The organism is Burkholderia cepacia ATCC 25416, from assembly GCF_001411495.1.
Lineage (GTDB): Bacteria > Pseudomonadota > Gammaproteobacteria > Burkholderiales > Burkholderiaceae > Burkholderia > Burkholderia cepacia.
The window spans coordinates 1,413,716-1,439,073 of the sequence record NZ_CP012981.1 but is presented as its reverse complement, the minus strand read 5'-3'; the positions used below and the strand labels follow the sequence as shown (position 1 = coordinate 1,439,073).

General features: G+C 65.4%; 26 protein-coding genes. 14 read left to right on the top strand and 12 right to left on the bottom strand.

The features are described 5' to 3' along the window. Nucleotides 1–16: 16 nt before the first annotated feature. The 10 genes from APZ15_RS06600 (at nucleotide 17) to APZ15_RS06555 (ending at nucleotide 8,253) form a co-directional block, all read left to right on the top strand. Nucleotides 17–661, top strand: coding sequence for a hypothetical protein (locus APZ15_RS06600; RefSeq protein ID WP_027788425.1), 645 nt, complete (start codon nucleotides 17–19; stop codon nucleotides 659–661). Between the two features lie 7 nt (nucleotides 662–668). Continuing rightward, the gene (locus APZ15_RS06595; RefSeq protein WP_021161888.1) at nucleotides 669–1,220 is read left to right on the top strand and encodes a TlpA family protein disulfide reductase; all 552 of its coding nucleotides are present in this window, start codon (nucleotides 669–671) and stop codon (nucleotides 1,218–1,220) included. A gap of 194 nt (nucleotides 1,221–1,414) precedes the next feature. Continuing rightward, a complete protein-coding gene (gene aroQ / locus APZ15_RS06590; protein WP_011350880.1) occupies nucleotides 1,415–1,867 on the top strand; it encodes a type II 3-dehydroquinate dehydratase in 453 nt (150 codons plus the stop codon). Between the two features lie 66 nt (nucleotides 1,868–1,933). Next, on the top strand, nucleotides 1,934–2,407 hold the full coding sequence (accB, locus tag APZ15_RS06585) for an acetyl-CoA carboxylase biotin carboxyl carrier protein (RefSeq protein ID WP_021161889.1): 474 nt from the start codon (nucleotides 1,934–1,936) through the stop codon (nucleotides 2,405–2,407). Nucleotides 2,408–2,491: 84 nt separating this feature from the next. Beyond that, nucleotides 2,492–3,859, top strand: coding sequence for an acetyl-CoA carboxylase biotin carboxylase subunit (gene accC, locus APZ15_RS06580; protein WP_021161890.1), 1,368 nt, complete (start codon nucleotides 2,492–2,494; stop codon nucleotides 3,857–3,859). A gap of 2 nt (nucleotides 3,860–3,861) precedes the next feature. Continuing rightward, a complete protein-coding gene (gene prmA / locus APZ15_RS06575) occupies nucleotides 3,862–4,764 on the top strand; it encodes a 50S ribosomal protein L11 methyltransferase (RefSeq protein WP_021161891.1) in 903 nt (300 codons plus the stop codon). A 45-nt stretch (nucleotides 4,765–4,809) separates the two neighbouring features. Then, the gene (locus tag APZ15_RS06570) at nucleotides 4,810–6,159 is read left to right on the top strand and encodes a zinc-ribbon and DUF3426 domain-containing protein (RefSeq protein WP_027788426.1); all 1,350 of its coding nucleotides are present in this window, start codon (nucleotides 4,810–4,812) and stop codon (nucleotides 6,157–6,159) included. Nucleotides 6,160–6,232: 73 nt separating this feature from the next. Further along, nucleotides 6,233–6,736 carry a thiol peroxidase gene (tpx, locus tag APZ15_RS06565; protein WP_027788427.1) on the top strand — a complete coding sequence of 168 codons (504 nt, stop codon included), beginning with the start codon at nucleotides 6,233–6,235 and terminating at the stop codon, nucleotides 6,734–6,736. Between the two features lie 85 nt (nucleotides 6,737–6,821). Beyond that, nucleotides 6,822–7,760 (top strand): carbohydrate kinase family protein, encoded by a 939-nt coding sequence (locus APZ15_RS06560; RefSeq protein ID WP_027788428.1) that lies wholly within the window; start codon nucleotides 6,822–6,824, stop codon nucleotides 7,758–7,760. 19 nt (nucleotides 7,761–7,779) lie between these two features. Then, complete coding sequence (locus APZ15_RS06555; RefSeq protein WP_021161893.1) at nucleotides 7,780–8,253, top strand: outer membrane lipoprotein; 474 nt, start codon at nucleotides 7,780–7,782, stop codon at nucleotides 8,251–8,253. 242 nt (nucleotides 8,254–8,495) lie between these two features. On the opposite strand, the gene APZ15_RS38860 is transcribed toward APZ15_RS06555, so the two are convergent. The 7 genes from APZ15_RS38860 to APZ15_RS06525 form a co-directional block, all read right to left on the bottom strand. Further along, the gene (locus APZ15_RS38860; RefSeq protein ID WP_021161894.1) at nucleotides 8,496–9,164 is read right to left on the bottom strand and encodes a histone H1-like DNA-binding protein; all 669 of its coding nucleotides are present in this window, start codon (nucleotides 9,162–9,164) and stop codon (nucleotides 8,496–8,498) included. 28 nt (nucleotides 9,165–9,192) lie between these two features. Next, a complete protein-coding gene (locus tag APZ15_RS38855) occupies nucleotides 9,193–9,519 on the bottom strand; it encodes a hypothetical protein (RefSeq protein ID WP_080982133.1) in 327 nt (108 codons plus the stop codon). Nucleotides 9,520–9,602: 83 nt separating this feature from the next. Beyond that, nucleotides 9,603–10,814, bottom strand: coding sequence for a ribonucleotide-diphosphate reductase subunit beta (locus tag APZ15_RS06545; RefSeq protein ID WP_014898151.1), 1,212 nt, complete (start codon nucleotides 10,812–10,814; stop codon nucleotides 9,603–9,605). Nucleotides 10,815–11,179: 365 nt separating this feature from the next. Continuing rightward, nucleotides 11,180–14,173, bottom strand: coding sequence for a ribonucleoside-diphosphate reductase subunit alpha (locus APZ15_RS06540; protein WP_027788430.1), 2,994 nt, complete (start codon nucleotides 14,171–14,173; stop codon nucleotides 11,180–11,182). Between the two features lie 451 nt (nucleotides 14,174–14,624). Beyond that, nucleotides 14,625–15,215 (bottom strand): 1,6-anhydro-N-acetylmuramyl-L-alanine amidase AmpD, encoded by a 591-nt coding sequence (ampD, locus tag APZ15_RS06535; protein ID WP_021161899.1) that lies wholly within the window; start codon nucleotides 15,213–15,215, stop codon nucleotides 14,625–14,627. Next, nucleotides 15,212–15,532 (bottom strand): PP0621 family protein, encoded by a 321-nt coding sequence (locus tag APZ15_RS06530; protein WP_027788431.1) that lies wholly within the window; start codon nucleotides 15,530–15,532, stop codon nucleotides 15,212–15,214. The genes ampD and APZ15_RS06530 overlap by 4 nt, the downstream gene beginning before the upstream one ends. Nucleotides 15,533–15,545: 13 nt before the next feature. Then, a complete protein-coding gene (locus APZ15_RS06525; protein ID WP_027788432.1) occupies nucleotides 15,546–16,439 on the bottom strand; it encodes a cytochrome C assembly family protein in 894 nt (297 codons plus the stop codon). An 89-nt stretch (nucleotides 16,440–16,528) separates the two neighbouring features. Between APZ15_RS06525 and ffh the strand changes: the two genes are divergently transcribed. Then, nucleotides 16,529–17,896 carry a signal recognition particle protein gene (ffh, locus tag APZ15_RS06520; protein WP_021159890.1) on the top strand — a complete coding sequence of 456 codons (1,368 nt, stop codon included), beginning with the start codon at nucleotides 16,529–16,531 and terminating at the stop codon, nucleotides 17,894–17,896. A 94-nt stretch (nucleotides 17,897–17,990) separates the two neighbouring features. Further along, the gene (locus APZ15_RS06515; RefSeq protein ID WP_021159891.1) at nucleotides 17,991–18,542 is read left to right on the top strand and encodes a hypoxanthine-guanine phosphoribosyltransferase; all 552 of its coding nucleotides are present in this window, start codon (nucleotides 17,991–17,993) and stop codon (nucleotides 18,540–18,542) included. 84 nt (nucleotides 18,543–18,626) lie between these two features. On the opposite strand, the gene APZ15_RS06510 is transcribed toward APZ15_RS06515, so the two are convergent. After that, nucleotides 18,627–19,229, bottom strand: coding sequence for a MarC family protein (locus tag APZ15_RS06510; protein WP_009688453.1), 603 nt, complete (start codon nucleotides 19,227–19,229; stop codon nucleotides 18,627–18,629). A 21-nt stretch (nucleotides 19,230–19,250) separates the two neighbouring features. Next, complete coding sequence (locus APZ15_RS06505; RefSeq protein ID WP_027788433.1) at nucleotides 19,251–20,987, bottom strand: proline--tRNA ligase; 1,737 nt, start codon at nucleotides 20,985–20,987, stop codon at nucleotides 19,251–19,253. Between the two features lie 228 nt (nucleotides 20,988–21,215). On the opposite strand from APZ15_RS06505, the gene APZ15_RS06500 reads away from it, so the two are divergent. Beyond that, nucleotides 21,216–21,863: an RNA pyrophosphohydrolase gene (locus APZ15_RS06500; protein WP_027788434.1), complete on the top strand. Its 648-nt coding sequence runs from the start codon at nucleotides 21,216–21,218 to the stop codon at nucleotides 21,861–21,863. A 13-nt stretch (nucleotides 21,864–21,876) separates the two neighbouring features. Next, nucleotides 21,877–22,485, top strand: coding sequence for a CNP1-like family protein (locus APZ15_RS06495; RefSeq protein WP_034195819.1), 609 nt, complete (start codon nucleotides 21,877–21,879; stop codon nucleotides 22,483–22,485). 99 nt (nucleotides 22,486–22,584) lie between these two features. Here the strand turns inward: APZ15_RS06495 and proB are convergent, their stop codons facing one another. The 3 genes from proB to rpmA form a co-directional block, all read right to left on the bottom strand. Beyond that, a complete protein-coding gene (gene proB, locus APZ15_RS06490; RefSeq protein WP_027788436.1) occupies nucleotides 22,585–23,703 on the bottom strand; it encodes a glutamate 5-kinase in 1,119 nt (372 codons plus the stop codon). 90 nt (nucleotides 23,704–23,793) lie between these two features. Further along, nucleotides 23,794–24,906, bottom strand: a complete 1,113-nt coding sequence (gene obgE / locus APZ15_RS06485; RefSeq protein WP_027788437.1) for a GTPase ObgE — start codon at nucleotides 24,904–24,906, stop codon at nucleotides 23,794–23,796. A gap of 188 nt (nucleotides 24,907–25,094) precedes the next feature. After that, a complete protein-coding gene (gene rpmA, locus APZ15_RS06480) occupies nucleotides 25,095–25,358 on the bottom strand; it encodes a 50S ribosomal protein L27 (protein WP_006476999.1) in 264 nt (87 codons plus the stop codon).

The following is a 25,358-nucleotide window of genomic DNA, read 5'->3' as shown; positions in this document are numbered from 1 at the left end:
GTATGATTGCCGGATCATGTCTCGCAAACCTCTTGTCGACCCGCGGCGCCTCCGCGAGGAAATTGCCCAGTCCGCCGCCCGCCTGATCGCGGAGGACGGCCTCGACTATGCCGGCGCAAAACGCAAGGCCGCGCGCCAGTTGCTGGGCGACTCGCGCGTTGCAGGCGAATGGCTGCCGGATAACGACCAGATCGAGGAAGAACTGCGCGAATATCTCGCGCTGTTCCAGAGCGACACGCAGCCGGACGAACTGCGCCGCCTGCGCGAAGTCGCGCTCGACTGGATGCGCCGGCTCGCCGAGTTCCATCCTTATGTGACGGGTGCCGTGCTGAACGGCACCGCGAACGCGCATTCGGATATCCATTTGCAGGCATTCACCGACAACCCGAAGGACGTCGCGATCTACCTGCTGAACCAGAACGTCCAGTACGACGTGTCCGAGACGCGGCATTTCGCGGGCCGCGCCGACGTCGAGACGCTCAGTTTCCTGTGGCGCCCGCGGCGCGACGTGGATGCGATCGGCATCCATCTCGCGCTCTATGCGAGCGACGACCTGCGCGGCGCGGTCAAGGCCGACGCGCGCGGCCGGGTCGCCCGTGCGGATGCCGCCGCGCTGCGCGCGCTCGTCGAAGCAGGCAAGGCCCCTTCCGAACCGGAATGATTCAACGATGATGATGAAACGCATGTTGGCGCTCGCGGTCGTCGCGGCCGCCGCCGTTGCCGGCGGGCTCGCCGCCGGCCATTGGTTCCGCGGCACCGCCGATGACGGGGTCGCCGTCGCCGCGCCCGCCGCACAGGGCAGCCCGGTCGAACAGTTGTGGGCGGCCTCCCTGACGGGTGTCGACGGCAAGCCGGCCACGCTGTCCGCCTTCAAGGGCCAGAAGGTCGTCGTCAATTTCTGGGCGTCATGGTGCGGCCCGTGCGTCGAGGAGATGCCGGAGCTCGTGGCGCTGTCGCACCAATACAAACAGAAGGGCATCCGTTTCATCGGGATCGGCGTCGATTCCGAACAGAACGTGAAGAACTTTCTGCAGAAGGTGAAGGTCGACTATCCCGTCTTCGTCAGCGGTTACGCGGGCGCCGATCTGGCCCGCAATTTCGGGAATACCGCCGGCGCGTTGCCGTTTACGGTCGTCATCGACCAAACCGGCAAGATTCGCGAGACAAAATTGGGACAAATCCAGCCGGCCGAGCTGAAAAAGACGCTCGACGCGCTGTAACCTGTCCGAACGGCAGCCCGGACGTTGTCGGCGATTTGCCCGTCGATCGCCGCAATTTCGCGTGAATTCGCCGATACTTTGCATGCGCGCCGGTAATTCTTGCAGGTCCCGCGCGCTCGGCCGTTCGGCAAAACTAGACAAATTTCTCTAAATAGCGCTAAAGTTCGCGCAATTCCGCAGAAATAGAAGCGACCATGACACGATTGCTGGTGCTGCACGGCCCCAACCTGAACCTTCTCGGCACCCGGGAACCGGAGGTGTACGGCCGCGTCACGCTCGCACAGATCGATCAGGCGCTTGCCGCGCGCGCCCGGGAAGCCGGCGCCGAACTGTCGTCGTTCCAGAGCAACCATGAAGGCGCGCTGGTCGACCGCATCCAGGCCGCGCGGGAGGAACAGACCGATTTCATCCTGATCAATCCGGCCGCGTATACGCACACGAGCGTCGCGATCCGGGACGCGATCGCCGGCGTTGGCATCCCGTTCGTCGAGGTTCACCTGTCGAACGTGCATCGCCGCGAAGCGTTCAGGCACCACTCCTACTTTTCCGACCAGGCCGAAGGCGTGATCTGCGGGCTCGGCTGGAAAGGTTATCTGTACGCGCTCGAGTACGCGCTGGACAAGCTGCAAGGCACGTCGCGCGGCTGAATTCGCGATCTAGATTCAGCGCCGGCCCTTAACCGGCGCTTTCACGTATTGAAAGGGGAATTCCCGATGGATCTTCGTAAGCTGAAAACTCTGATCGACCTCGTTTCCGAATCCGGCATCTCCGAGCTGGAAGTGACGGAAGGCGAAGGCAAGGTGCGCATCGTCAAGAACGCGCCGCCGGTCTACGTGCAGCCGACGGCTGGGTATGCCCCGCAAGTTAGCGCGCCCGCTCCGTCGGTCGCGCTGCCGACCGAAGGCGCTGCCGCGCCGGCCGCTGGCGGCGCTGCCGCACCGGCTGCCCCGCAGGGCCACGTCGTGACGTCGCCGATGGTCGGCACGTTCTATCGCGCGCCGTCGCCGGGCGCGGACCCGTTCGTCCAGGTGGGCGACACGGTCAAGGAAGGCCAGACGATCTGCATCATCGAAGCGATGAAGCTGCTCAACGAGATCGAGTCGGACAAGGCCGGCGTGATCAAGGAAATCCTCGTCGAGAACGGCCAGGCCGTCGAATACGGCCAGCCGCTTTTCGTGATCGGCTAAGTCCGCCGCGCGGCCTGCGGGCCGCGCTCCGCCGATGCTCGCCAGGCGCCGTTCGCGCGCCCCTCGAAGAGACGAATACTCGCTATGTTTGAAAAAATCCTCATTGCCAACCGCGGTGAAATCGCGCTGCGCATCCAGCGTGCGTGCCGCGAGCTCGGCGTCAAGACGGTGGTCGTCTACTCGGAAGCCGACAAGGAAGCCAAGTACGTGCGCCTCGCGGACGAAGCCGTCTGTATCGGCCCGGCCCCGTCGAACCTGAGCTACCTGAACATGCCGGCGCTGATCAGCGCCGCGGAAGTCACCGACGCCGAAGCGATCCACCCCGGCTACGGCTTCCTGTCGGAGAACGCCGATTTCGCGGAACGCGTCGAGCAGTCGGGCTTCACGTTCATCGGCCCGCGCCCGGAAACGATCCGCATGATGGGTGACAAGGTCACCGCGAAGCAGACGATGATCAAGACCGGCGTGCCGTGCGTGCCGGGCTCGGAAGGCGCGTTGCCGGACGATCCGAAAGAGATCGTCAAGATTGCGCGCGCGATCGGCTATCCGGTCATCATCAAGGCGGCGGGCGGCGGTGGCGGGCGCGGGATGCGCGTCGTGCACACCGAGGCCGCGCTCGTCAACGCGGTCAACATGACCCGCGAGGAAGCCGGCCGTGCGTTCGGCAACCCGCAGGTGTACATGGAGAAGTTCCTCGAGAACCCGCGCCACATCGAAATCCAGGTGCTGTCCGACGCGTACAAGAACGCGATCTGGCTCGGCGAACGCGATTGCTCGATGCAGCGCCGCCACCAGAAGGTGATCGAGGAAGCGCCGGCGCCCGGCATTCCGCGCCGCCTGATCGACCGCATCGGCGACCGCTGCGCGGACGCCTGCAAGAAGATGGGCTATCTCGGCGCGGGCACGTTCGAATTCCTGTACGAAAACGGCGAGTTCTACTTCATCGAGATGAACACGCGCGTGCAGGTCGAGCATCCGGTTTCGGAGCTGATCACGGGCGTCGACATCGTGCAGGAACAGATCCGCATCGCGGCCGGCGAGAAGCTCACGCTGCGCCAGCGCGACATCCAGTTCCGCGGACATGCGATCGAGTGCCGGATCAACGCCGAAGATCCGTTCAAGTTCACGCCGTCGCCGGGCCGGATCACGTCGTGGCATACGCCGGGCGGCCCCGGCGTGCGCGTCGATTCGCACGCATACAATGGCTATTTCGTGCCGCCGAACTATGATTCGATGATCGGCAAGCTGATCACCTACGGCGCGACGCGCGAGCAGGCGATCAGCCGGATGCGCATCGCGCTGTCCGAAATGGTCGTCGAAGGCATCCAGACCAACATCCCGCTGCACCGCGAGCTGATGATCGATTCGAAGTTCGTCGAAGGCGGCACCAGCATCCACTACCTCGAAAACCGGCTCGCCCAGAAGCAGCAGGTCGCACCGGAAGAAGCGTAAGCATGAGCTATCGCGAACTCGTCGTCGAACTGGCCCGTGAGCACGCGGAGGCACTGTCCGACGCGCTGCTCGAACTCGGCGCGCTGTCGGTGTCCGTGGAAGACGCCGACGCCGACACGCCCGACGAACAGCCGCTCTTCGGCGAGCCGGGCCTCGTGCCCGACCGCACCGCGTGGCAGCACTCGCGCGTGGTCGCGCTGCTCGCGGCCGAGCATGAGCCGGCCGTGCTGCTCGCCGCGGCTGCCAACGAGATCGGCATCGCTGAAACGCCGACGTTCGTCGTCCGCGAAGTCGAGGAACAGGACTGGGTGCGACTCACGCAATCGCAGTTCGAGCCGATCCCGATCGGCGAGCGGATCTGGGTCGTGCCGTCGTGGCACGATGCGCCCGATCCCGATGCGCTCGTCCTCGAACTCGATCCGGGCCTCGCGTTCGGCACCGGCAGCCATCCGACCACCCGCCTGTGCATGGAATGGCTCGAGCAGTCGGTGAAACCCGGCCAATCGGTGCTCGACTACGGTTGCGGCTCGGGCATTCTCGCGATCCTCGCGAAGAAATGCGGGGCGAACCCCGTCATCGGCATCGACATCGATCCGCAAGCCGTCGAATCGGCACGGCAGAACAGCGAACGCAACCGTGCGGAAGTCACGTACGGGCTGCCCGATGCGTGCCCGGACGGCGAATTCGACATCGTCGTCGCGAACATCCTGTCGAATCCGCTGAAGCTGATGGCGTCGATGCTCGCATCGAAGGTCAAGCCGGGCGGGCGCATCGCGCTGTCGGGCGTGCTCGCGCGCCAGGCGGACGAAGTCGCGGCCGTCTACGCGCGCTACGTCGACATCTCGGTCTGGCGTGAACACGAAGGTTGGGTATGCCTCGCCGGAACCCGGCGCGAAAGCCATTAGAATAGCGCTGTCCTTCACTCTGGCCAGCAGGCCGCCCGGCTCGACATGCTTCTTGCGACGCGCTGCCCTCATTGCGAAACCGTCTTCCGGCTGCAGCAGGAACAGCTCTCGCTGCATCAAGGGCTCGTGCGCTGCGGGCATTGCCACGAAGTCTTCAACGCATCCGAGTCGCTCGTTCCCGAGCACGCGCAACAGCCCGAGCCGGCCCTGACCGAACCGGCTGCCGCGCCGGACGAAGGCAACGCGCGCCATCCGGCCCCGCCGGCCCGGCTGTTCACTACCGATGCGCCGGCCGGGGCATCTTCCGACACCGATTACAAGCCGGAAGGCTGGGACATGTGGGCGCCGTGGCTCGACGCCGGCGTCGACCCGTCGCTGCAACACAACGTGCAGACCGTGCGCACCGAGCCGCTGATTCCGCTCGCCCTTCCGTCCACCGACTCCGGCGTCGTTCACTTGTCGGGTGCGCCCGCGCCGTTCGCCCCCTCCCCGGCCGAGCTGGGCACTTTCGCTGCCGTCGCGCAACCAGCCGAATCGCTGCAGACGCAAACGCCGCGGGATACCGAACCATCGGCCGCGCCCGTCGAGCGCGACCCGCGTGAGCCACGCTTCGTCGCACACCGTCCGTCGGACGCAGATACCGCTCACGATGCCGCCGAACCCGTCGGCACCGCGCACTTCGCCGTGCCGGACGACGAACGCGCACCGCGCGAACCGCGTTTTGCATTCGCACCGGCACCGGCCTTCGCCGCGGCCGGATCCGAACCCGACACCGGTACCGGCGCAAAGGCACCGCACGAAGAGAAACCAGCCGCGGCCGCCAGCGCGCCGGCCGCACCGTTCCCCGCTGCGCTGACCGACGACGATCGTCCTCACTTCGCCGTCACGCGCGAGACGCGCGCCCCGCAGCGGCGCGGAATGCTCGGCGGCTTTTTCGGCGGCCTCGTCGCCGCCGTGCTGGCCGTGCTGCTCGTCGCGCAACTCGCGTGGTGGCAACGCGAAACGCTGATGATCCACTGGCCGGTCACGCAGGGCTGGTTCCGGCAGGCCTGTGCGCCGCTCGGCTGCACGGTCGCGCCGCCGCGCGCGATCGACGGCCTGCGGCTCGACGCGACCGACCTGCGCCAGCTCGACGGCCCGCGCGAGCTCGAGCTGAAGGTACCGCTGACGAACCGCTACCGCGTCGCGCTCGCCTACCCGTCGCTCGAACTGACGCTGCTGGACGACGCCAACCACGTGACCGTGCGCCGCGTACTCGCGCCGCGCGACTACGTGCGCCCGGGCACGCCGATCGACGCCGGGTTGCCGCCCGGCACGACGCAGACGATGGTCGTCCGCCTCGAAACGAACGGCACGCCCGCCTCGAATTTCCGCGTCCAGATCTTCTATCCGTGACGCACCGCGGCGCGCGCATGCGCGCCCGTCTCAACCCGCGCGCCCGAGCGGCGCGCTCATTCGGAGCACGAACATGAGCAAAGTTACGCTGGGTGGCAACCCGATCGATCTCGCCGGCACGTTCCCGGCCGTCGGCGCGCAAGGCGCCGATTTCAAGCTGGTCGGCAAGGATCTCGCCGACCTGTCGCTCGCCAGCTTCGCCGGCAAGCGCAAGGTGCTGAACATCGTACCGAGCCTCGACACGCCGACCTGCGCGACGTCGACCCGCAAGTTCAACGAAGCCGCATCGTCGCTCGACAACACGGTTGTCGTCGTCGTGTCGGCCGACCTGCCGTTCGCCGCGACGCGCTTCTGCACGACCGAAGGCCTCGAGAACGTCGTGACGGCTTCGACGTTCCGCACCGGCCGCGCATTCGCGAACGCGTACGGCGTCGACGTGACGAGCGGCCCGCTGAACGGCCTGACCGCCCGTGCGGTCGTCGTGCTCGACGCGCAGGACAAGGTGATCCACTCGGAACTCGTCAGCGAAATCAAGGACGAGCCGAACTACGATGCAGCGCTCGCCGCACTGAAGTAAGCTTTCTTCCGCTTTCCCCTGCCGCGCCGCGCCTTTCGCGCGGCGTTGTCGCGCAGGGTCCCTCATTTCTACAGGAACGCACACCTTGGCTACGTTGATTTGCGGCTCGATCGCCTACGACTCCATCATGACCTTCGAAGGGCGGTTCCGCGAGCACATCCTGCCCGACCAGGTGCACCTCATCAACCTGAGCTTCCTGGTGCCGACGATGCGCCGCGAATTCGGCGGCTGCGCGGGCAACATCGCGTACGCGCTGCACCTGCTCGGCGGCGATGCACGCATGATGGGAACGGTGGGCGCGCTCGACGCGCAGCCGTATCTCGACCGGCTCGACCAGCTCGGCCTGCGCCGCGACCACGTTCGCGTGCTGCCCGATACCTATACGGCGCAGGCGATGATCACGACCGATCTCGACAACAACCAGATCGCGGCGTTCCACCCGGGCGCGATGATGCAGTCGCACCTGAACCACGCGGGCGACGCGCCGGACATCACGCTCGCGATCGTCGGCCCTGACGGCTTCGACGGGATGGTGCAGCACGTGGAAGAGCTCGCCAAGGCCGGTGTGCCGTTCGTGTTCGATCCGGGCCAGGGCCTGCCGCTGTTCGACAGTGCGACGCTGCGCCGCAGCATTGAACTTGCGACCTATGTAGCGGTCAACGACTACGAGGCCAAGCTGGTGAGCGACAAGACGGGATGGTCCGAAGATGAAATCGCCAGCCGGGTCGACGCCCTCGTCATTACGCGTGGCGAGCACGGCGCGACCATCCGCCACAAGCAGGGTGCGGAGCAGATTCCGGTCGTACCGGCCGAGCACGTCGCCGATCCGACCGGCTGCGGCGACGCCTTCCGGGGCGGCCTGCTGTACGGCATCGAGCATGGCCTCGACTGGGCAACCACGGGCCGCCTCGCGAGCCTGATGGGCTCGATCAAGATCGCCCACCAGGGGCCCCAGACTTACGTACTGACGCGCGCCGAGATCGACGCGCGCTTCGAGACTGCCTTCGGTTACAGTCTCAAATGAATATTGTGGGAGAGCAAAGATGTTGACGAAAAAGACCCTCACGCTCGCGGCCATGCTGACGGCCTCGCTGACGCTCACCGGTTGCTTCACCGCGCCGGGCTCGGCGGATGTCTATAGCGTCGGCCAGGCGCAGCGCGAACAGACGGTTCGCATGGGCACGGTCGAAAGCGTCCGTGCAGTGCGCATCCAGTCCGACGGCGGCGGCAGTGCGATCGGCACGCTCGGCGGCGGCGCACTCGGTGCGGTGGCAGGCAGCGCGATCGGCGGCGGCAAGGGATCGATCCTGACCGCGATCGCGGGCGGTCTCGTCGGTGCGGTCGCGGGCAACGCGGTCGGCGAAAACCTCAGCACGGCGAACGGTGTCGAAATCACCGTGCGCCTCGACAACGGCGATCTGCGCTCGATCACGCAGGCAGCAAGCGGCGAAGCGTTCCGCGCCGGCGAACGGGTGCGACTGCTGTCGAGCGGCGGCGTCACGCGCGTCACGCACTAACAGGTACCTCAGCTCGCGGCGCAAGCCGCGGTCGAACGCATGTGCGAAGCTGCACATGCGTTTTTTTTCGTCCGTACTCGCCGCGGCCCGCATACGGGCAGCCGGCATACAGGCTCCCAGGCACATCGACAACACGGACGAAAAAAATCCCGCCACCTGAGCCAGATGGCGGGACTGATTGAGTAGCGCTACTCAACCCACGGACACCATGTGAGTGTCCGGGTGGTACGGGTCAGCCTCGATTACGGACGGCTGCCGGTCGGGAACGGCCATGCCGCTGCCGGGTTGAGCGCGGTCTTCACGCCCGATGCCGGCGCAACCGATGCTGTCGACGCGGTCGTTGCCGGCGCAGCCTTCTTCACGACGGCCTTCTTCGGAGCTGCAGCCTTCTTGGCCGGTGCAGCAGCCTTCTTCGCCGGAGCAGCGGCCTTCTTCGCAGGAGCAGCGGCAGCCTTCTTCGCAGCAGGCGCAGCCTTCTTCGCGGCAGCCTTCTTCGCAGGCGCGGCCTTCTTGGCAGCAGCCTTCTTAGCAGGCGCGGCCTTCTTCGCAGCAGCCTTCTTCGCCGGTGCGGCCTTCTTCGCAGCAGCCTTCTTCGCCGGTGCGGCCTTCTTCGCAGCAACCTTCTTCACTGCGACTTTCTTGGCTGCAACCTTCTTCGCTGCGGCCTTCTTCGCCGGTGCTGCCTTCTTCGCAGCAACCTTCTTCACCGCGACCTTCTTGGCTGCAACCTTCTTCGCTGCGGCCTTCTTCGCCGGTGCTGCCTTCTTCGCGGCAACCTTCTTCACCGCGACCTTCTTCGCAGCAACCTTCTTCACTGCAGCAGCCTTCTTCGCCGGAGCAGCAGCCTTCTTCGCAACGGTCTTCTTGGCAGCAACTTTCTTAGCAGCCGGTTTCTTCTTGGCGGTAGCCATGTTGTTCTCCTTCAGGTTCAGATGAGAGTCAGTTCAAACTACACCCTTCGTCAAAACCCGCTTCCCGCGGACGCTGTTCAGGACGTGCGCTTCGAAGCGGGCTATTCATCGGCGTACGCGGATACCACGCGCTTACGCTAATGAATACGGTATGGCGCGCGTGACCACCCGGCCTCGCGCGCCAAATCAAGTCGGTAGCCGGCGCACCTCGCGCCGCTACCCCTAATCGCTTGATCAAGCGGACCGCCACACGGCCGTCCGCTTTTTCCGGAGGGAAGTTTGCCCATCCCACTGAAGGGTTCGCAAAGTGCCTGTCGTGTCGTTGGGCCGTTAAGGCACCGGGCATGCTTTGCATCAGGCGTTCTTGCTCCTAAACCTTGGGCCGGGGCCGAGAGGCCACCGGCTGCTCACATCATGTGACGGGTTCGCTGCTGCGGGTTATTCCCAGGACAGCGCACCGCCCGTCTGATACTCGATCACACGCGTCTCGAAGAAGTTGCGTTCCTTCTTCAGGTCGATCATCTCGCTCATCCACGGGAACGGGTTTTCCTCGTTCGGGTACAGCGGATCGAGGCCGATCTGCTGGCAACGGCGGTTGCTGATGAAGCGCAGGTAGCTCTTGAACATCGACGCGTTCAAACCCAGCACGCCGCGCGGCATCGTGTCTTCGGCGTAGCGGTATTCGAGTTCGACAGCCTGCTTGAACAGCTCGCGGATCTCGGCGCGGAATTCCGCGGTCCAGAGATGCGGGTTCTCGAGCTTGATCTGGTTGATCAGGTCGATGCCGAAATTGCAGTGCATCGACTCGTCGCGCAGGATGTACTGATATTGCTCTGCAGCACCCGTCATCTTGTTCTGGCGGCCGAGCGCAAGGATCTGCGTGAACCCGACATAGAAGAACAGGCCTTCCATGATGCAGGCGAACACGATCAGCGACTTCAGCAGCTTCTGGTCCGCTTCGAGCGTGCCGGTCTTGAAGGCCGGATCCGTCAGCGTGTGGATGAACGGGATCAGGAATTCGTCCTTCGCGCGGATCGACGTGACCTCGTGGTACGCGTTGAAGATCTCGCCTTCGTCGAGACCGAGCGATTCGACAATGTATTGGTACGCGTGCGTGTGGATCGCTTCCTCGAACGCCTGGCGCAGCAGGAACTGCCGGCACTCGGGCGCCGTGATGTGGCGGTACGTGCCGAGCACGATGTTGTTCGCCGCGAGCGAATCGGCCGTCACGAAGAAGCCGAGGTTGCGCTTCACGATGCGGCGCTCGTCCTCGGTCAGACCGTTCGGGTCCTTCCACAGTGCGATGTCGCGGGACATGTTGATTTCCTGCGGCATCCAGTGGTTCGCGCAACCCGCCAGATACTTTTCCCACGCCCACTTGTACTTGAACGGCACCAGCTGATTCACGTCAGTCTGGCCGTTGATGATGCGCTTGTCGGCGACATTGACCCGCGCTTCCGAACCGCCGGCGGGAACAGCCGATGCTTGCGGCGGCACCGCAAGATCGCCTTCGAAAATGTCACGGACCTGATGGGCGGCAGGCGTTGCAGCCTGCATTCCGACAGCCATCCCGGCGGAGGTGCGCATTGCGTTTTGCTGCGCTCCGCTCGCGGGGGTTACGGCAGTCTTCTCGTCATCCCAGTTGAGCATAAATTCTCACCATCAATTTAGAACGGTTTGTACCATCTTTTCCTGAGCGATAAAAGGGTTCGCTCACGAAAAATCCTTTTTTCGATTCGCGTTGCGACCTCGATACAACACTTTGAGCAACGCATCGTCATTCATGCAGCGCGCGATGTGAGTCGCGCGTGTATCGCGAGGTGCGCTCGACGCATCGAACGCTGATCGAAACACGACGTCGTCGGGGATGTTTCGATCGCTTGTCACTGCCTGCAACGCAGGTGCCGCGTTACAGATTCCTTATCATTTTTTTAGTTGAGAGCGGCGCACACTTCAACCTCGATCGGTCGTCGTGTGCGCCGCCCTTGCCTGCTTCTCAGGTCAGGCGCACTGCGTTACTGGCACGCTTCGCATTCGTCGAAGCCAGGATCGCCCGGACGCATCGTGCACACCGGACCATCCGCCTCGACCGGCGCGAGCGCCGGCGCTGCGTTGACCGCGCCCGACGACGCATCGCCGCCCGCCGCACCAAAGCCGCCCGCTGCGCCTTGCGCGCCGCCGCTGCTCGAGCCGCCGCTCGTCGGCACTGCGTTCAGTGCGCCGTGCGCGACCGTCGATTTCTCGACGTGCGTCGCCGCCATCGTGCGGAGGTAGTAGGTCGTCTTCAGGCCGCGCAACCATGCGAGCTTGTAGACCTCGTCGAGCTTCTTGCCCGACGCGCCGCCCATGTAGATGTTCAGCGACTGCGCCTGGTCGATCCACTTCTGGCGACGCGATGCCGCTTCGACCAGCCACGTCGGGTCGACTTCGAACGCGGTCGCGTAGATCGCGCGCAGGTCGGCCGGGATGCGGTCGATGCGCGACAGCATGCCGTCGAAGTACTTCAGGTCGGCGACCATCACTTCGTCCCACAGGCCGCGTTCCTTCAGGTCGCGGACGAGGTACTCGTTGACCACCGTGAATTCGCCCGACAGGTTCGACTTCACGTACAGGTTCTGGAAGGTCGGCTCGATACAGGCCGACACGCCGATGATGTTCGAGATCGTCGCCGTCGGCGCGATCGCGACGCAGTTCGAGTTGCGCATGCCGTGTGCGGCGATCCGCGAACGCAGCGACGTCCAGTCGAGCGACTCCGACGTGTCGACCTCGACGTAGCCGCCGCGCGCTTCCGTCAGCAGCTTCAGCGTGTCCTGCGGGAGGATGCCGCGATCCCACAGCGAGCCGCGGTAGCTCGAGTAGCGGCCGCGCTCTTCGGCCAGCTCGGTCGACGCGTAGTACGCGTAGTAGCAGACCGCTTCCATCGAACGATCGGCGAACTCGACCGCCGCTTCCGACGCGTACGGCGTGCGCAGCAGGTGCAGGCAGTCCTGGAAGCCCATGATGCCCATGCCGACCGGACGGTGCTTCAGGTTCGAGTTACGCGCCTTCGGCACCGCGTAGTAGTTGATGTCGATCACGTTGTCGAGCATGCGCATCGCGACGCTGATCGTGCGCTTCAGCTTCTCGTGGTCGAGCGCATAGCTGCCGTCGGCCTGCTTCACCAGGTGGGCGACGAGGTTCACCGAGCCGAGGTTGCACACCGCGATTTCGGTGTCGCTCGTGTTCAGCGTGATTTCCGTGCACAGGTTCGACGAGTGGACGACGCCGACGTGCTGCTGCGGCGAGCGCACGTTGCACGGATCCTTGAACGTGATCCACGGGTGGCCCGTCTCGAACAGCATGCCGAGCATCTTGCGCCAGAGTTGCTGCGCCGGGATCTTCTTGAACAGCTTGATCTCGCCGCGCGCGACCTTCTCTTCGTAAGCCGTGTAAGCCTTCTCGAAATCGGCGCCGAACTTGTCGTGCAGGTCCGGGCAGGTCGACGGCGAGAACAGCGTCCAGTCGGCGCCTTCCATCACGCGCTTCATGAACAGGTCGGGAATCCAGTTCGCCGTGTTCATGTCGTGCGTACGGCGGCGGTCGTCGCCGGTGTTCTTGCGCAGCTCGAGGAATTCCTCGATGTCGAGGTGCCACGATTCGAGGTACGCGCAGACCGCGCCCTTGCGCTTGCCGCCCTGGTTCACCGCAACGGCCGTGTCGTTCACGACCTTCAGGAACGGGACCACGCCTTGCGACTTGCCGTTCGTGCCCTTGATATGCGAGCCGAGTGCACGCACGCGCGTCCAGTCGTTGCCGAGGCCGCCGGCGAACTTCGACAGCAGTGCGTTTTCCTTCAGCGCTTCATAGATGCCGTCGAGATCGTCCGCGACCGTCGTCAGGTAGCACGACGACAGCTGCGAGCGGTGCGTACCCGAGTTGAACAGCGTCGGCGTCGAGCTCATGAAGTCGAAGCTCGACAGCACGTTGTAGAACTCGATCGCGCGCGTCTCGCGGTCGATCTCGTTCAGCGACAGGCCCATCGCGACGCGCATGAAGAATGCCTGCGGCATTTCGATGCGGGTGCCGTCGACGTGCAGGAAGTAGCGGTCGTACAGCGTCTGCAGGCCGAGGTAGCCGAACTGCAGGTCGCGGTTCGCGTCGAGGGCTTCGCCGAGGCGCTTCAGGTCGAACTGCAGCAGCTTGTCGTCGAGCAGGCCGGCGTCGACGCCGCGCTTCAGGAACTGCGGGAAGTATTCCGCGTAACGGGCCGGCATCTCGGCCTGGACGACTTCCTCACCGAGGATCTCGCGACGGATCGTGTGCAGCAGGATGCGGGCCGTGACCTGGCTGTATGCCGGGTCCTTCTCGATCATCGTGCGCGCTGCGAGGATCGCCGAGTCGTAGACCTGGCTCATCGGCACGCCGTCGTACAGGTTCTTCACCGTTTCGGCGACGATCGGGTCAGGGTTAACCGCAGCGCCGAGGCCGTCGCATGCCGACACGATCAGCGCGCGCAGCGCGTTCAGGTCAAGCGGACGCGTGACGCCGTTGTCGACGACGTTGATGCCGGTGCTCGACTCGCCGCCCGCTGCCGCCGCTTCCTCGCCCGCATGCTGGCGCTCGAGGTGACGCTTCTCGCGATACAGCACGTACGCACGCGCGACGTTGTGCTCGCCGCCGCGCATCAGCGCGAGTTCGACCTGGTCCTGGATGTCTTCGATATGGAACGTACCGCCGTTCGGGCGGCTGCGCACGAGCGCGCGCACGACGTTGTGCGTCAGCTGTTCGACCTGCTCGCGCACGCGCGCCGATGCCGCGCCCTGCCCGCCGTTGACGGCCAGGAAAGCCTTGGTCACCGCGATCGCGATCTTCGAAGGTTCGAACGATACGACGCTGCCGTTGCGGCGGATCACCTTGTAGTCGGCGAACGTGGCCTGCGGCGCGAGCGCCTTCGCGCCCTGTTCGGTCCCGCCGAGCGGACGGCTCGAGGCGCTCTCGTACTGGGACGTCGCGTTGTCGGTGGTTTGCATGTGCAAAGCTCCTGGTGTTGGATGGTGCGGAGAGAACCGCGGATTAAAACGAACGCTGCGCAACGCGGTGCGCGAGCGGTAAGAGGCGAGCGATGCGCCGGGGAAGCCGGTTCGGTCGATGCGCGACAACCGAGCCGGTCGTGTGCTTCGTCATGTATACCCTGCCCCGTCGAAGTTCGCTGCGCTGATCGCGACGCCCGGACCGCCCGGCCTGACGCGCCGCCCTGAGAACCCTGTCCGCCGGCGTTGGCCGCCGGCCGGTGCCGCTCGGGTTTCCCCTGCGACACACACTATATCTAGTGCAGAACCGCTCAACTGGCACCAAGTATAGTGGACATTCGGAGGACGTCCAAACGGATAATTTACGATGGAGGTCTTGACATCGCTCACGCGCAGACACGACAAGGCATTGGTCGGAGAAAAAACTTTCTCCGGTCAAAAAACCCCGCGATCAGTGCTGACGGAAAGGAAAGTATTCGGCGGAAAACCCGGCATCGCTCGCGAAGCGTTGCCAATCGAAATGCGGGCCCGGGTCGGTCTTGCGGCCCGGCGCGACGTCCGAGTGCCCCGCGAATGCGTCGACCGGGTAGCGTGCGGCGAGCGCGCGGGAGAGTGCGGCGAGCGTCGCGTACTGCGCGTCGTCGAACGGCACGTCGTCCGCGCCCTCGAGCTCGATGCCGATCGAGAAGTCGTTGCAGCGCGGCCGGCCGAAGAATTCGGACGAGCCCGCGTGCCACGCGCGCTCGTCGCACGACACGAACTGCACGAGTTCGCCGCTGCGGCGGATCAGGAAATGCGCGGACACGCGCACGCCGCGCAGGTGGCTCTGGTAATAGGGGTGCGCATCGCAGTCGAGGCGATTCAGGAACAGCGCCTCGATCGCGTCGCCGCCGAACTCGCCGGGCGGCAAGCTGATGTTGTGGACGACGACGAGCGTCGGCACCGCGCCCGCGGGCCGCACCTCGTAATTCGGCGACGGCGCGTGGCGCGCTTCGCGCACCCAGCCGTGTGCGTCGACCGACAGTCGTGCTGCGTCGTTCATCGGGCGTCGTGGCCGCTCGCGCGTGCGCCGTGGCGCTGCGCGTGCTCGGTGCTGCAGAAGTATTCGCCGCCCGCGACGACGGCATCGCCCTTCGGCGCATGCACGCCGCATTCGGCGCAGCGCACCATCGGCTCGGGCAGCGAGCGAGCGGCGTCGCCGTTCGGCCGCGCAGCTCCGGGGCCGCCGGTGCCGGGCGCGCCGTCGTAACCGGCGCCGCGGCCGGTGCGCGCCTGCGCGTGCTCCTGCGCCTGGCGCAGCTTGCGCGCGAGCCACGAACCCGCGAAGAAGAGAAGGATCAGGAGAAGAATCTGTCGCATCGGAAACCTGCGTTCAAACCACGGAACGGTGCAGCAGCACCTCGAAAACGAACCGGCTGCCGACATACGCGAGCAGCAGCGCGGCGAACGACACGAGCACCCAGCGCGCGGCACCGCGGCCACGCCAGCCTGACGTCTTGCGGGCGACCAGCAGGCCGCCGAACATCAGCCACGACAGGATCGCGAATACGGTCTTGTGGTCGAGCCGCAGCGCGCGCGCGTCGACCTGCTCGCTGAACAGGATGCCCGACGCGAGCGTCAGGGTGAGCAGCACGAAGCCGGCGCCGATCAGGCGGAACAGCAGCTTCTCGAGCGTGAGCAGCGGCGGCAGCGTCTCGAGCCAGCTCGCGATCCAGCCCGTCGAGCCGTCGCGTCCGCCGCTCCTCAGCGACTGCAGGCGCCGCTCGACCATCAGCATCAGGATCGCGTGCAGCGCGGCGATCGCGAACAGCCCGTACGCGATGTTCGCGATCAGGAAGTGCAGCTTGAACAGCGGCGCTGCGGCATAAGGAAGCACCCGCACGCCGCCGAACACGAGCGGCAGCAGCGACGCACCGCACGCGAGCGGCAGCACGAGCAGCCGCAGGCTGTCGAGCGGGAAGAAGAAACTCTCGATCCAGTAGATGCCGGCGCCGAGCCAGAACATCGCGGACAGCGCGAACGCGAAGCCGAACACCATCGCGTCGTGCGGGAAGATGGTCGTATGGAGCAGCACGCCGTGCGCGACGAGCGCGGCGAACAGCAGCGCGCGGCCGGCCCCGCTCATCCCGGACGCGGCGGACGCGGGAACCGGCACGGCCGGCACGCTCGCGACGAGCGGCGTCGCGCCCTGGCGGTGCGTGCGCCAGCCTGCGACGGCAAGGCCGCCGTACAGGAATGCGGTGAGGGCATACAGTACAATATCCATGTTCGAAGTTTACACTAGGCCCCCTTCCCGCGACGGCTCCCTTTGTTCGGTTCCGCCGCGCCTTCGGGCCCCACTGTCCATCGCTCCCCATGCTCGACAATCTCACTCAACGGATGGCGCGCGTCGTCAAGACGCTGCGCGGCGAGGCCCGGCTTACCGAGGCGAACACGCAGGAGATGCTCCGCGAGGTGCGTCTCGCGCTGCTGGAGGCCGACGTTTCGCTGCCGGTCGTCCGCGAATTCATCGCCAAGGTCAAGGAAAAGGCGCTCGGCGAAGAAGTGATCAGCAGCCTGTCGCCGGGTCAGGCGCTCGTCGGCGTGGTCCAGAAGGAACTGACCGCCGTGATCGGCGGCGACTACGAAGGCAAGGCCGCCGAGCTGAACCTCGCGGTCACGCCGCCCGCGGTGATCCTGATGGCCGGCCTGCAGGGTGCGGGCAAGACCACGACCGCCGGCAAGCTCGCGAAGCTGTTGCGCGAGAAGTACAAGAAGAAGGTGCTGACCGTGTCGTGCGACGTGTATCGCCCGGCCGCAATCATGCAGCTGAAAACGGTGAGCGAACAGGTCGGCGCCGACTTCTTCCCGTCCACGCCGGACCAGAAGCCCGTCGACATCGCGGTCGCGGCCGTCGACTGGGCGAAGCGCCACTACCATGACGTGCTGATCGTCGATACGGCCGGCCGCCTCGGTATCGACGAGGCGATGATGCAGGAAATCGCCGCGCTGCACGGCACGCTGAAGCCGGCCGAAACGCTGTTCGTGGTCGACGCGATGCTCGGCCAGGACGCGGTCAACACCGCGAAGGCATTCAACGACACGCTGCCGCTCACCGGCGTCGTGCTGACCAAGCTCGACGGCGATTCGCGCGGCGGCGCCGCGCTGTCGGTACGTCACGTCACGGGCAAGCCGATCAAGTTCGTCGGCGTGGCCGAGAAGCTCGACGGTCTCGAGGTATTCCACCCCGACCGGATGGCAAACCGGATCCTCGGCATGGGCGACATCCTCGCCCTCGTCGAGGAGGCGCAGCGCGGCGTCGACGTACAGGCCGCGCAGAAGCTCGCCGACAAGGTCAAGAAAGGCGGCGACTTCGACCTGAACGATTTCCGCGCGCAGATCTCGCAGATGAAGAACATGGGCGGCCTGTCGTCGCTGATGGATAAACTTCCGGCGCAGTTCCAGCAGGCGGCGGCCGGCGCCGACATGGGTCAGGCCGAGAAGTCGATCCGCCGGATGGAAGGCATCATCAGCTCGATGACGCCCGCCGAGCGCGCGAAACCCGAGATCATCAAGGCGACGCGCAAGCGCCGCATTGCAGCCGGCGCGGGTGTGCCGGTGCAGGAAGTCAACCGGATGCTGAACCAGTACGACCAGATGCGTACGATGATGAAGAAGCTGAAGGGCGGCAACATGCAGAAGATGATGCGCGGCCTGAAGGGCATGATGCCCGGCATGCGCTGATTCCGCCCATCGGCCGGCGCGCGGGTTTTTGCTGTAGCGCGCGCCGTCCGTTCTGCTTCATTCTTATTTGTATACCGACTGCCCGCCAGAACACATGAACCGCGAAGAAGCCCTCCACATTTTCAACCACTCCGAAGAGATCGTCTCGGCCGACGCCGTCAATGCGTCGATCTCCCGGATGGCCGACGCGATCCGCGCCGAGATCGGCGATGCGTTCCCGCTCGTTCTCTCGGTGATGGGCGGCGCCGCGGTGTTTACCGGGATGCTGCTGCCGCATCTCGATTTCCCGCTCGAATTCGACTACATCCACCTGACCCGCTACCGCAACACGACGCAGGGCAGCCCGGAAATGCACTGGCGCGTCGCGCCGCGCGAATCGGTGAAGGACCGGATCGTGCTCGTGCTCGACGACATCCTCGACGAAGGCGAGACGATGGCCGCGATCCGCGACCGCATCCTCGACATGGGCGCGAAGCGCTTCATGTCGGCCGTGCTGTGCGAGAAGACGCTCGCGAAGGCGAAGCCGCTGCACCCCGACTTCTGCGGCTTCGCGGTGCCGGATCGCTACGTGTTCGGCTGCGGGATGGATGCGAAGGGCTACTGGCGCAACCTGCCGACGATCCGTGCGCTGACCACGAACGTCTGAGCGCCCCGCTCCGCACTATATAAATAGGAAGCGGCGCTCCGGTTTCCCGGAGCGCCGCTTTTTTGTGGGCACGCGCCACCCCGCCTACAGCTGGTGCACGAATGCGCGGATGCCGCCCAGCATCATCTCGACCGAAATCGCGACGAGCACGAGGCCCATCAACCGCTCGAACGCCGCGACGGTCCGTTCGCCGATCCATTGCTGGATCCGCTCGGCCAGCACCAGCGTCACCGCGCAGACGATCATCGTGACCGTCAGCGCGCCGACCCACTCGAGCATCTTGCCGGGCCCCTGCGACGTCAGCAGCATCACCGTCGCAAGCGCCGACGGCCCGGCGAGCGCCGGAATCGCGAGCGGCACGATGAACGGCTCGCCGCCCGCGCGCGGATCGTTGCCAAGTGCGCCGTCCGGATGCGGGAAGATCATCCGCAGCGCGATCAGGAACAGCACGATCCCGCCGCCGAGCCGCAACGACAGGTCGGTGAGGCTCATCATCCGCAGGAAGCGGTCGCCGACCAGCATGAAGAACAGCAGGATCACGAACGCGATCCCCACTTCACGCAGGATCAGCTTCACGCGCCGCTCGCGCGGCACATCCCGCATGGCCGAAATGAACAGCGGGATGTTGCCGAGCGGATCGGTGATCAGCACCAGGAGCACGGTGGCCGACAGGAAGGTGTATTCCACCGCGTTCCCCGGTCGGTGCGCTTAGCGCGCGAGCGCGGCGCGGATCTTCTCCGCGACCGTCGCCGCAGCCGCGTCGGCCGGCAGCAGCGTCGCTTCGGCGTCGCGGCGGCCCTGATACTCGATCTTGCCTTCCTTCAGGCCGCGCTCGCCGATCACGAGACGGTGCGGCACGCCGATCAGCTCCCAGTCGGCGAACATCACGCCCGGGCGCTCGCCGCGATCGTCGAGGATCACGTCGATGCCGGCCGCGGCGAGTTCCGCGTACAGCTTGTCGGCGGTCTCGCGCACCATGTCGCTGCGGTCATAGCCCATCGGGCACAGCACGACTTCGAACGGCGCGATCGATTCGGGCCAGATGATGCCGCGGTCGTCGAAGTTCTGCTCGATCGCCGCGCCGAGAATACGCGTGACGCCGACGCCGTAGCAGCCCATCAGCATCGGCTGCGGCTTGCCCGACTCGTCGAGGAACGTCGCGCCCATCGCTTCCGAATACTTGGTGCCGAGCTGGAACACGTGGCCGACCTCGATGCCGCGGCAGATGTCGATCACGCCCTTGCCGTCCGGCGACGGGTCGCCCTTCTTCACGTTGCGCACGTCGGCGACGTCCGGCTCGGGCAGGTCGCGGCCCCAGTTCACGCCGGCGATGTGATAGTCGACCTCGTTCGCGCCGACGACGAAGTCGCTCATGTTCGCGACCGTGCGATCGGCGATCACCTTCACCGGCTTCTTGGTGCCGACCGGGCCGAGATAGCCCGGCGGCGTGCCGAACCACTCGACGATTTCCTGCTCGGTCGCGAAGCGGTGGTTCTTCAGGCCCGGCAGCTTCGACACCTTGATCTCGTTCAGGTCGTGGTCGCCGCGCAGCATCACGAGCCAGATGGTCGGCTCGGCGCCTTCGTTGTCGGTCGCGAGCACGATCGACTTGATCGTGCGCTCGAGCGGGATGGCCAGCAGTTCGGCGACGGCTTCGCATTTCGCCTTGCCCGGCGTCGCGACCTTCGCCATCGCCTCGGCCGGCGCCGCGCGTTCGGCGCTCAGCGGCAGCGCTTCGGCCGCTTCGACGTTCGCCGCGAACTCGGACGTCGGGCAGTACGCGATCGCGTCCTCACCGGTGTCGGCGATCACGTGGAATTCGTGCGAGAAGTTGCCGCCGATCGAGCCGCTGTCGGCCGCGACCGCACGGAACTCGAGGCCGAGGCGCGTGAAGATGCGCACGTACGCGTCGTACATCTTGCGATACGACTCGTTCAGGCCGGCCGCATCCTTGTCGAACGAGTACGCGTCCTTCATGATGAATTCGCGGCCGCGCATCACGCCGAAGCGCGGACGGATCTCGTCGCGGAACTTCGTCTGGATCTGGTAGAAGTTCACCGGCATCTGCCGGTAACTCTTGATCTGGTTGCGCGCGATGTCGGTGATGACTTCCTCGTGCGTCGGCCCGATCACGAAGTCGTTGTCCTTGCGGTCCTTGAAGCGCAGCAGCTCGGGGCCGTACTGTTCCCAGCGGCCCGACTCCTGCCACAGTTCGGCTGGTTGCACGGCCGGCATCAGCAGCTCGATGGCGCCCGCCCGGTTCATTTCCTCGCGCACGATCGCCTCGACCTTGCGAATCGAACGCAGGCCGACTGGCAGGTAGTTATAGATACCGCCGGCGACGCGACGGATCATGCCGGCGCGCACCATCAGCTTGTGGCTGACGATCTCTGCGTCGGCGGGTGCTTCTTTCAGGGTGCCGATAAAGAAACGGGAAGCTTTCATGCGGACGGTTCCAAAAACGGCGCCCCCAGGCGGGGCGCCCGAAAAAGTTTCAAGGTGAAAAAGCTGCGCGCGGCGAACAGCAATGGACGACGATGGCGCAGACGACGTAGCAGACTAATCAGGGACAATTCAGCCGGTGTACCCCGCGCGGATTCGCTCCGCTACGGTGCGCAGCGCCCGTTATCTGTTTATAATCAAAGCAATTTTAAAGGATTCGAAGGTGGTTGTATGCTGGATCGTGAAGGCTTTCGCCCGAACGTCGGCATCATCCTCTTGAACGCGCGCAACGAGGTGTTTTGGGGCAAGCGGCTCCGCGAGCATTCCTGGCAGTTTCCTCAAGGTGGGATCAAGTACGGCGAGACCCCCATGCAGGCGATGTACCGGGAACTGCACGAGGAAACGGGCCTGCATCCGGAACACGTCAAGATAATCGGCCGCACTCGCGACTGGTTGCGTTATGAGGTGCCTGACAAGTTCATCAAACGCGAAGTACGCGGTCATTACCGCGGCCAGAAGCAGATCTGGTTCCTGCTGCGGATGGTCGGACGCGATTGCGACATTTGCTTGCGCGCGACCGACCACCCGGAGTTCGATGCGTGGCGCTGGAACGAGTACTGGGTGCCGCTCGATGCGGTGATCGAGTTCAAGCGGGATGTCTATCAGTTGGCGCTGACGGAACTGTCGCGCTTCCTGCGCCGCCCGGCGCAGCGAGCCGAGAAGCCGCGTGGGCCGCGTCTGTCGCGCTATCCGCGCGTCATCGGCGCACAGGCCCAGCAGACGCTGACGATTGTCGACGCATCGGTAGTCTGTTCGGAGATCGAAGTGGAAGCGAGCACGCTCGACGAGATGCCGCCCCGCGTGATCGTCGGCAAATGACGAATCGAACTGCATGACCGGGCGCGACCTTGGTGTCGCGCCCTTTTTTTACGAGGAATGCATATTGAAAGCGATTGCTCTCGCGCTCGCATCGATTGCCGCGGTGGCCACGCTGGCAGGTTGCGCGAATTCGAAGACGCCGACCAACAAGGATGACAGCGAGTTCGTGTATCTGCTGGACCGCCAGGGAACCTGGAAGGAAAACACGGTCGACTCGCTGCCGCCGCTGCCGCAGGCGAGCGACCTGCTGCCGTTCAACGTCTCGCAGAACACGCCGCTCAAGTTCTTCGTCGACGCGAAGTCGCTCGCGGTCGGCACCGACGGCGTCGTGCGCTACGCGGTCGTCGTCACGAGCCCGGCCGGCGCGCGCAACGTGAACTACGAGGGCATCCGCTGCGACACCTACGAATGGCGCCAGTATGCCGGTCTGAATTCGGACCACGACGGCTGGGATCGCACGGTCGAGAACGATTGGCAGCGCATCGAGAACGGCGAGCTGAATGCCTACCACTCGGCGCTGTATCAGGATTACTTCTGCGCGAACAAGATGCCGCAAGGCTCGACCCGGCAGATCCTGGAGAACATCCGGTTTCACCGTACCGCGATGAGCCAGTTGCGCTGATGGCGCGCGGCGCCCGCCGCCCTTTCTGCCCCGCTGCATGAAAAAGCCCGCATCACGCGGGCTTTTTCATTTGACGGCCTGAACCGGCAAGGCGAATGATCACACCAGCACCAGATTGTCGCGATGGATCAGTTCGGGCTCCAGCATGTAGCCGAGCACGGATTCGATCTCGCCGCTCGGCTTGCGGTGAATCAGTTTCGTCTCCGCGCTGCTGTAGTTCGTGAGCCCTCGCGCCACTTCGCGCCCGTCGGGGCCGACACACGCGATGACTTCGCCGCGCGCGAACGCACCCTGTACGTCGATCACGCCGATCGGCAGCAGGCTCTTGCCGCCGGCCGTCAGTTTCTCGACCGCGCCCGCATCGATCACGACATGGCCGCGCACCTGCAGGTGATCGGCCATCCACTGCTTGCGCGCCGCCATCCGCGCGGTACGTGCGATCAGTTGCGTGCCGATCGCCTCGCCGGCCGCCAGACGCACGAGCACGTCGGACTCCCGGCCGCTCGCGATCACCGTATTTGCACCGCTGTGCGCCGCGCGCTTCGCCGCGAGGATCTTCGTCAGCATCCCGCCGCGGCCAAGGCTCGAGCCCGCACCGCCCGCCATCGCCTCGAGTTCCGGCGCGCCCGCATTCGCTTCCGCGACGAGCGTCGCGTTCGGATCCTTGCGCGGATCGGCCGTAAACAGCCCCGACTGGTCGGTCAGGATGATCAGCGCATCGCCTTCGATCAGGTTTGCAACGAGCGCGCCGAGCGTGTCGTTGTCGCCGAACTTGATTTCATCGGTGACGACCGTGTCGTTCTCGTTGATGATCGGCACGACGCCGAGCCGCAACAGCGTCAGCAGCGTCGATCGCGCATTCAGGTAGCGCTCGCGGTCCGCCAGGTCGGCATGCGTCAGCAGGATCTGCGCGGTGCGGATGTCGTGCTCGGTGAAACGGCTCTCGTAGACCTGCGCAAGCCCCATCTGGCCGACCGCGGCCGCCGCCTGCAACTCGTCGATTTCCCGCGGCCGCTTGCTCCAGCCGAGCCGCTGCATCCCTTCGGCAATCGCGCCCGAGCTGACGAGCACGACTTCCTTGCCCTGGGCGCGCAGCGCGGCGATCTGGGCCGCCCAGCGGCCGATTGCAGCATGATCGAGCCCCTTGCCGTCGTTGGTCACGAGGCTGGAGCCCACCTTCACCACCAATCGCTTCGAATCCGCGATGATCGAACGCATCCTGCACTGTCTCCTGTATCTGATGCCTGCCCGGCCGGGCGCGATTGAGCGCCGACGCCGGGCGGCACGCCCGGCGCGCTCCGGAACCACTCAGGCGTCGTCGCCCGGCGCGGCCTCGCCCTTCGCAGGCGGCGCGTCGCGGAAACGCACGTCCGCCGCGAGATCTTCCGCCTCCGCCGCGCGATGCGCGTCCGAATGTTCGGAGAGGTAGTCGTAGATCGCGTAGCACAGTGCTTCACAGCCCTGGCCCGTCAGTGCCGAAATCTCGAACACCGGGCCGTCCCACTCGAAGCGCTCGAGGAAATCCGCGACGCGCGCCTTGCGCACGTCTTCCGGCACCATGTCGAGCTTGTTGAGCACGAGCCAGCGCGGCTTCTCGTAGAGCGCCTCGTCGTATTTGCGCAGCTCGCCGACGATCGCCGTCGCTTCGGCAACCGGATCGACGCTTTCGTCGAACGGCGCGAGATCGACCAGATGCAGCAGCACGCCGGTGCGCTGCAGGTGGCGCAGGAACTGATGGCCGAGGCCCGCGCCTTCGGCGGCACCCTCGATCAGCCCCGGGATGTCGGCGATCACGAAGCTCTTGCTCGGACCGACCCGCACCACGCCGAGATTCGGCGCAAGCGTCGTGAACGGGTAGTCGGCGATCTTCGGCCGCGCATTCGACACCGACGAGATGAACGTCGACTTGCCTGCGTTCGGCATGCCGAGCAGGCCGACATCGGCGAGCACCTTCAGCTCGAGCTTCAGCATGCGACGCTCGCCCGGCTTACCGTCCGTCTTCTGGCGCGGCGCGCGGTTCGTGCTCGACTTGAAATGCAGGTTGCCGAGCCCGCCGGCACCGCCCTGCGCAAGCATCACCTGCTGGTCGTGCTCGGTCAGGTCGGCGATCAACTCGCCGGTATCCATGTCGCTGATGATCGTGCCGACCGGCATGCGCAGCGTGACGTCGTCGCCACCCTTGCCGTAGCAATCTGAGCCTCGCCCGTTTTCGCCGTTGCGCGCCAGATGCTTCTTCGCGTAACGGTAGTCGATCAGCGTGTTGATGTTGCGGTCGGCGATCGCGTACACGCTACCGCCCCGACCGCCGTCGCCGCCGTCCGGCCCGCCGAACGGGACGAATTTCTCGCGGCGCATCGACGCACTGCCATCGCCTCCGTCGCCGGCGATGACTTCGATTCGTGCTTCGTCAATGAACTTCATTCGTCACTCCGCCCAGTATTTCCGCTATTGTGCCGCGCGCCGGCACGCTTGAACAATCTGCTGTTCGGCCGATCGTACGCCGGTTGCGCAACGGTCGCCGGAACGCGCATGCGCCCGGCGGCCAAATAAAAAAAGGCCCCGCGAAGACTGCGGGGCCTTTCGGCTACGAAGCCCGTGGGTGCCTGAACTTAGGCAGCCGCCGGGACGACGATGACCAGATGCTTCTTGTCCGCGCCTTTCGTCGCGAACTTGACGTGACCGTCGACCAGCGCGAACAGGGTGTGATCCTTGCCCATGCCGACGTTCTCGCCTGCGTGCATGCGCGTACCGCGCTGACGCACGATGATGCCGCCGGCATTGATTGCCTGGCCGCCGTACACTTTCACGCCGAGACGTTTCGACTCGGAGTCGCGGCCGTTCCGGGAAGAGCCGCCTGCCTTTTTGTGTGCCAT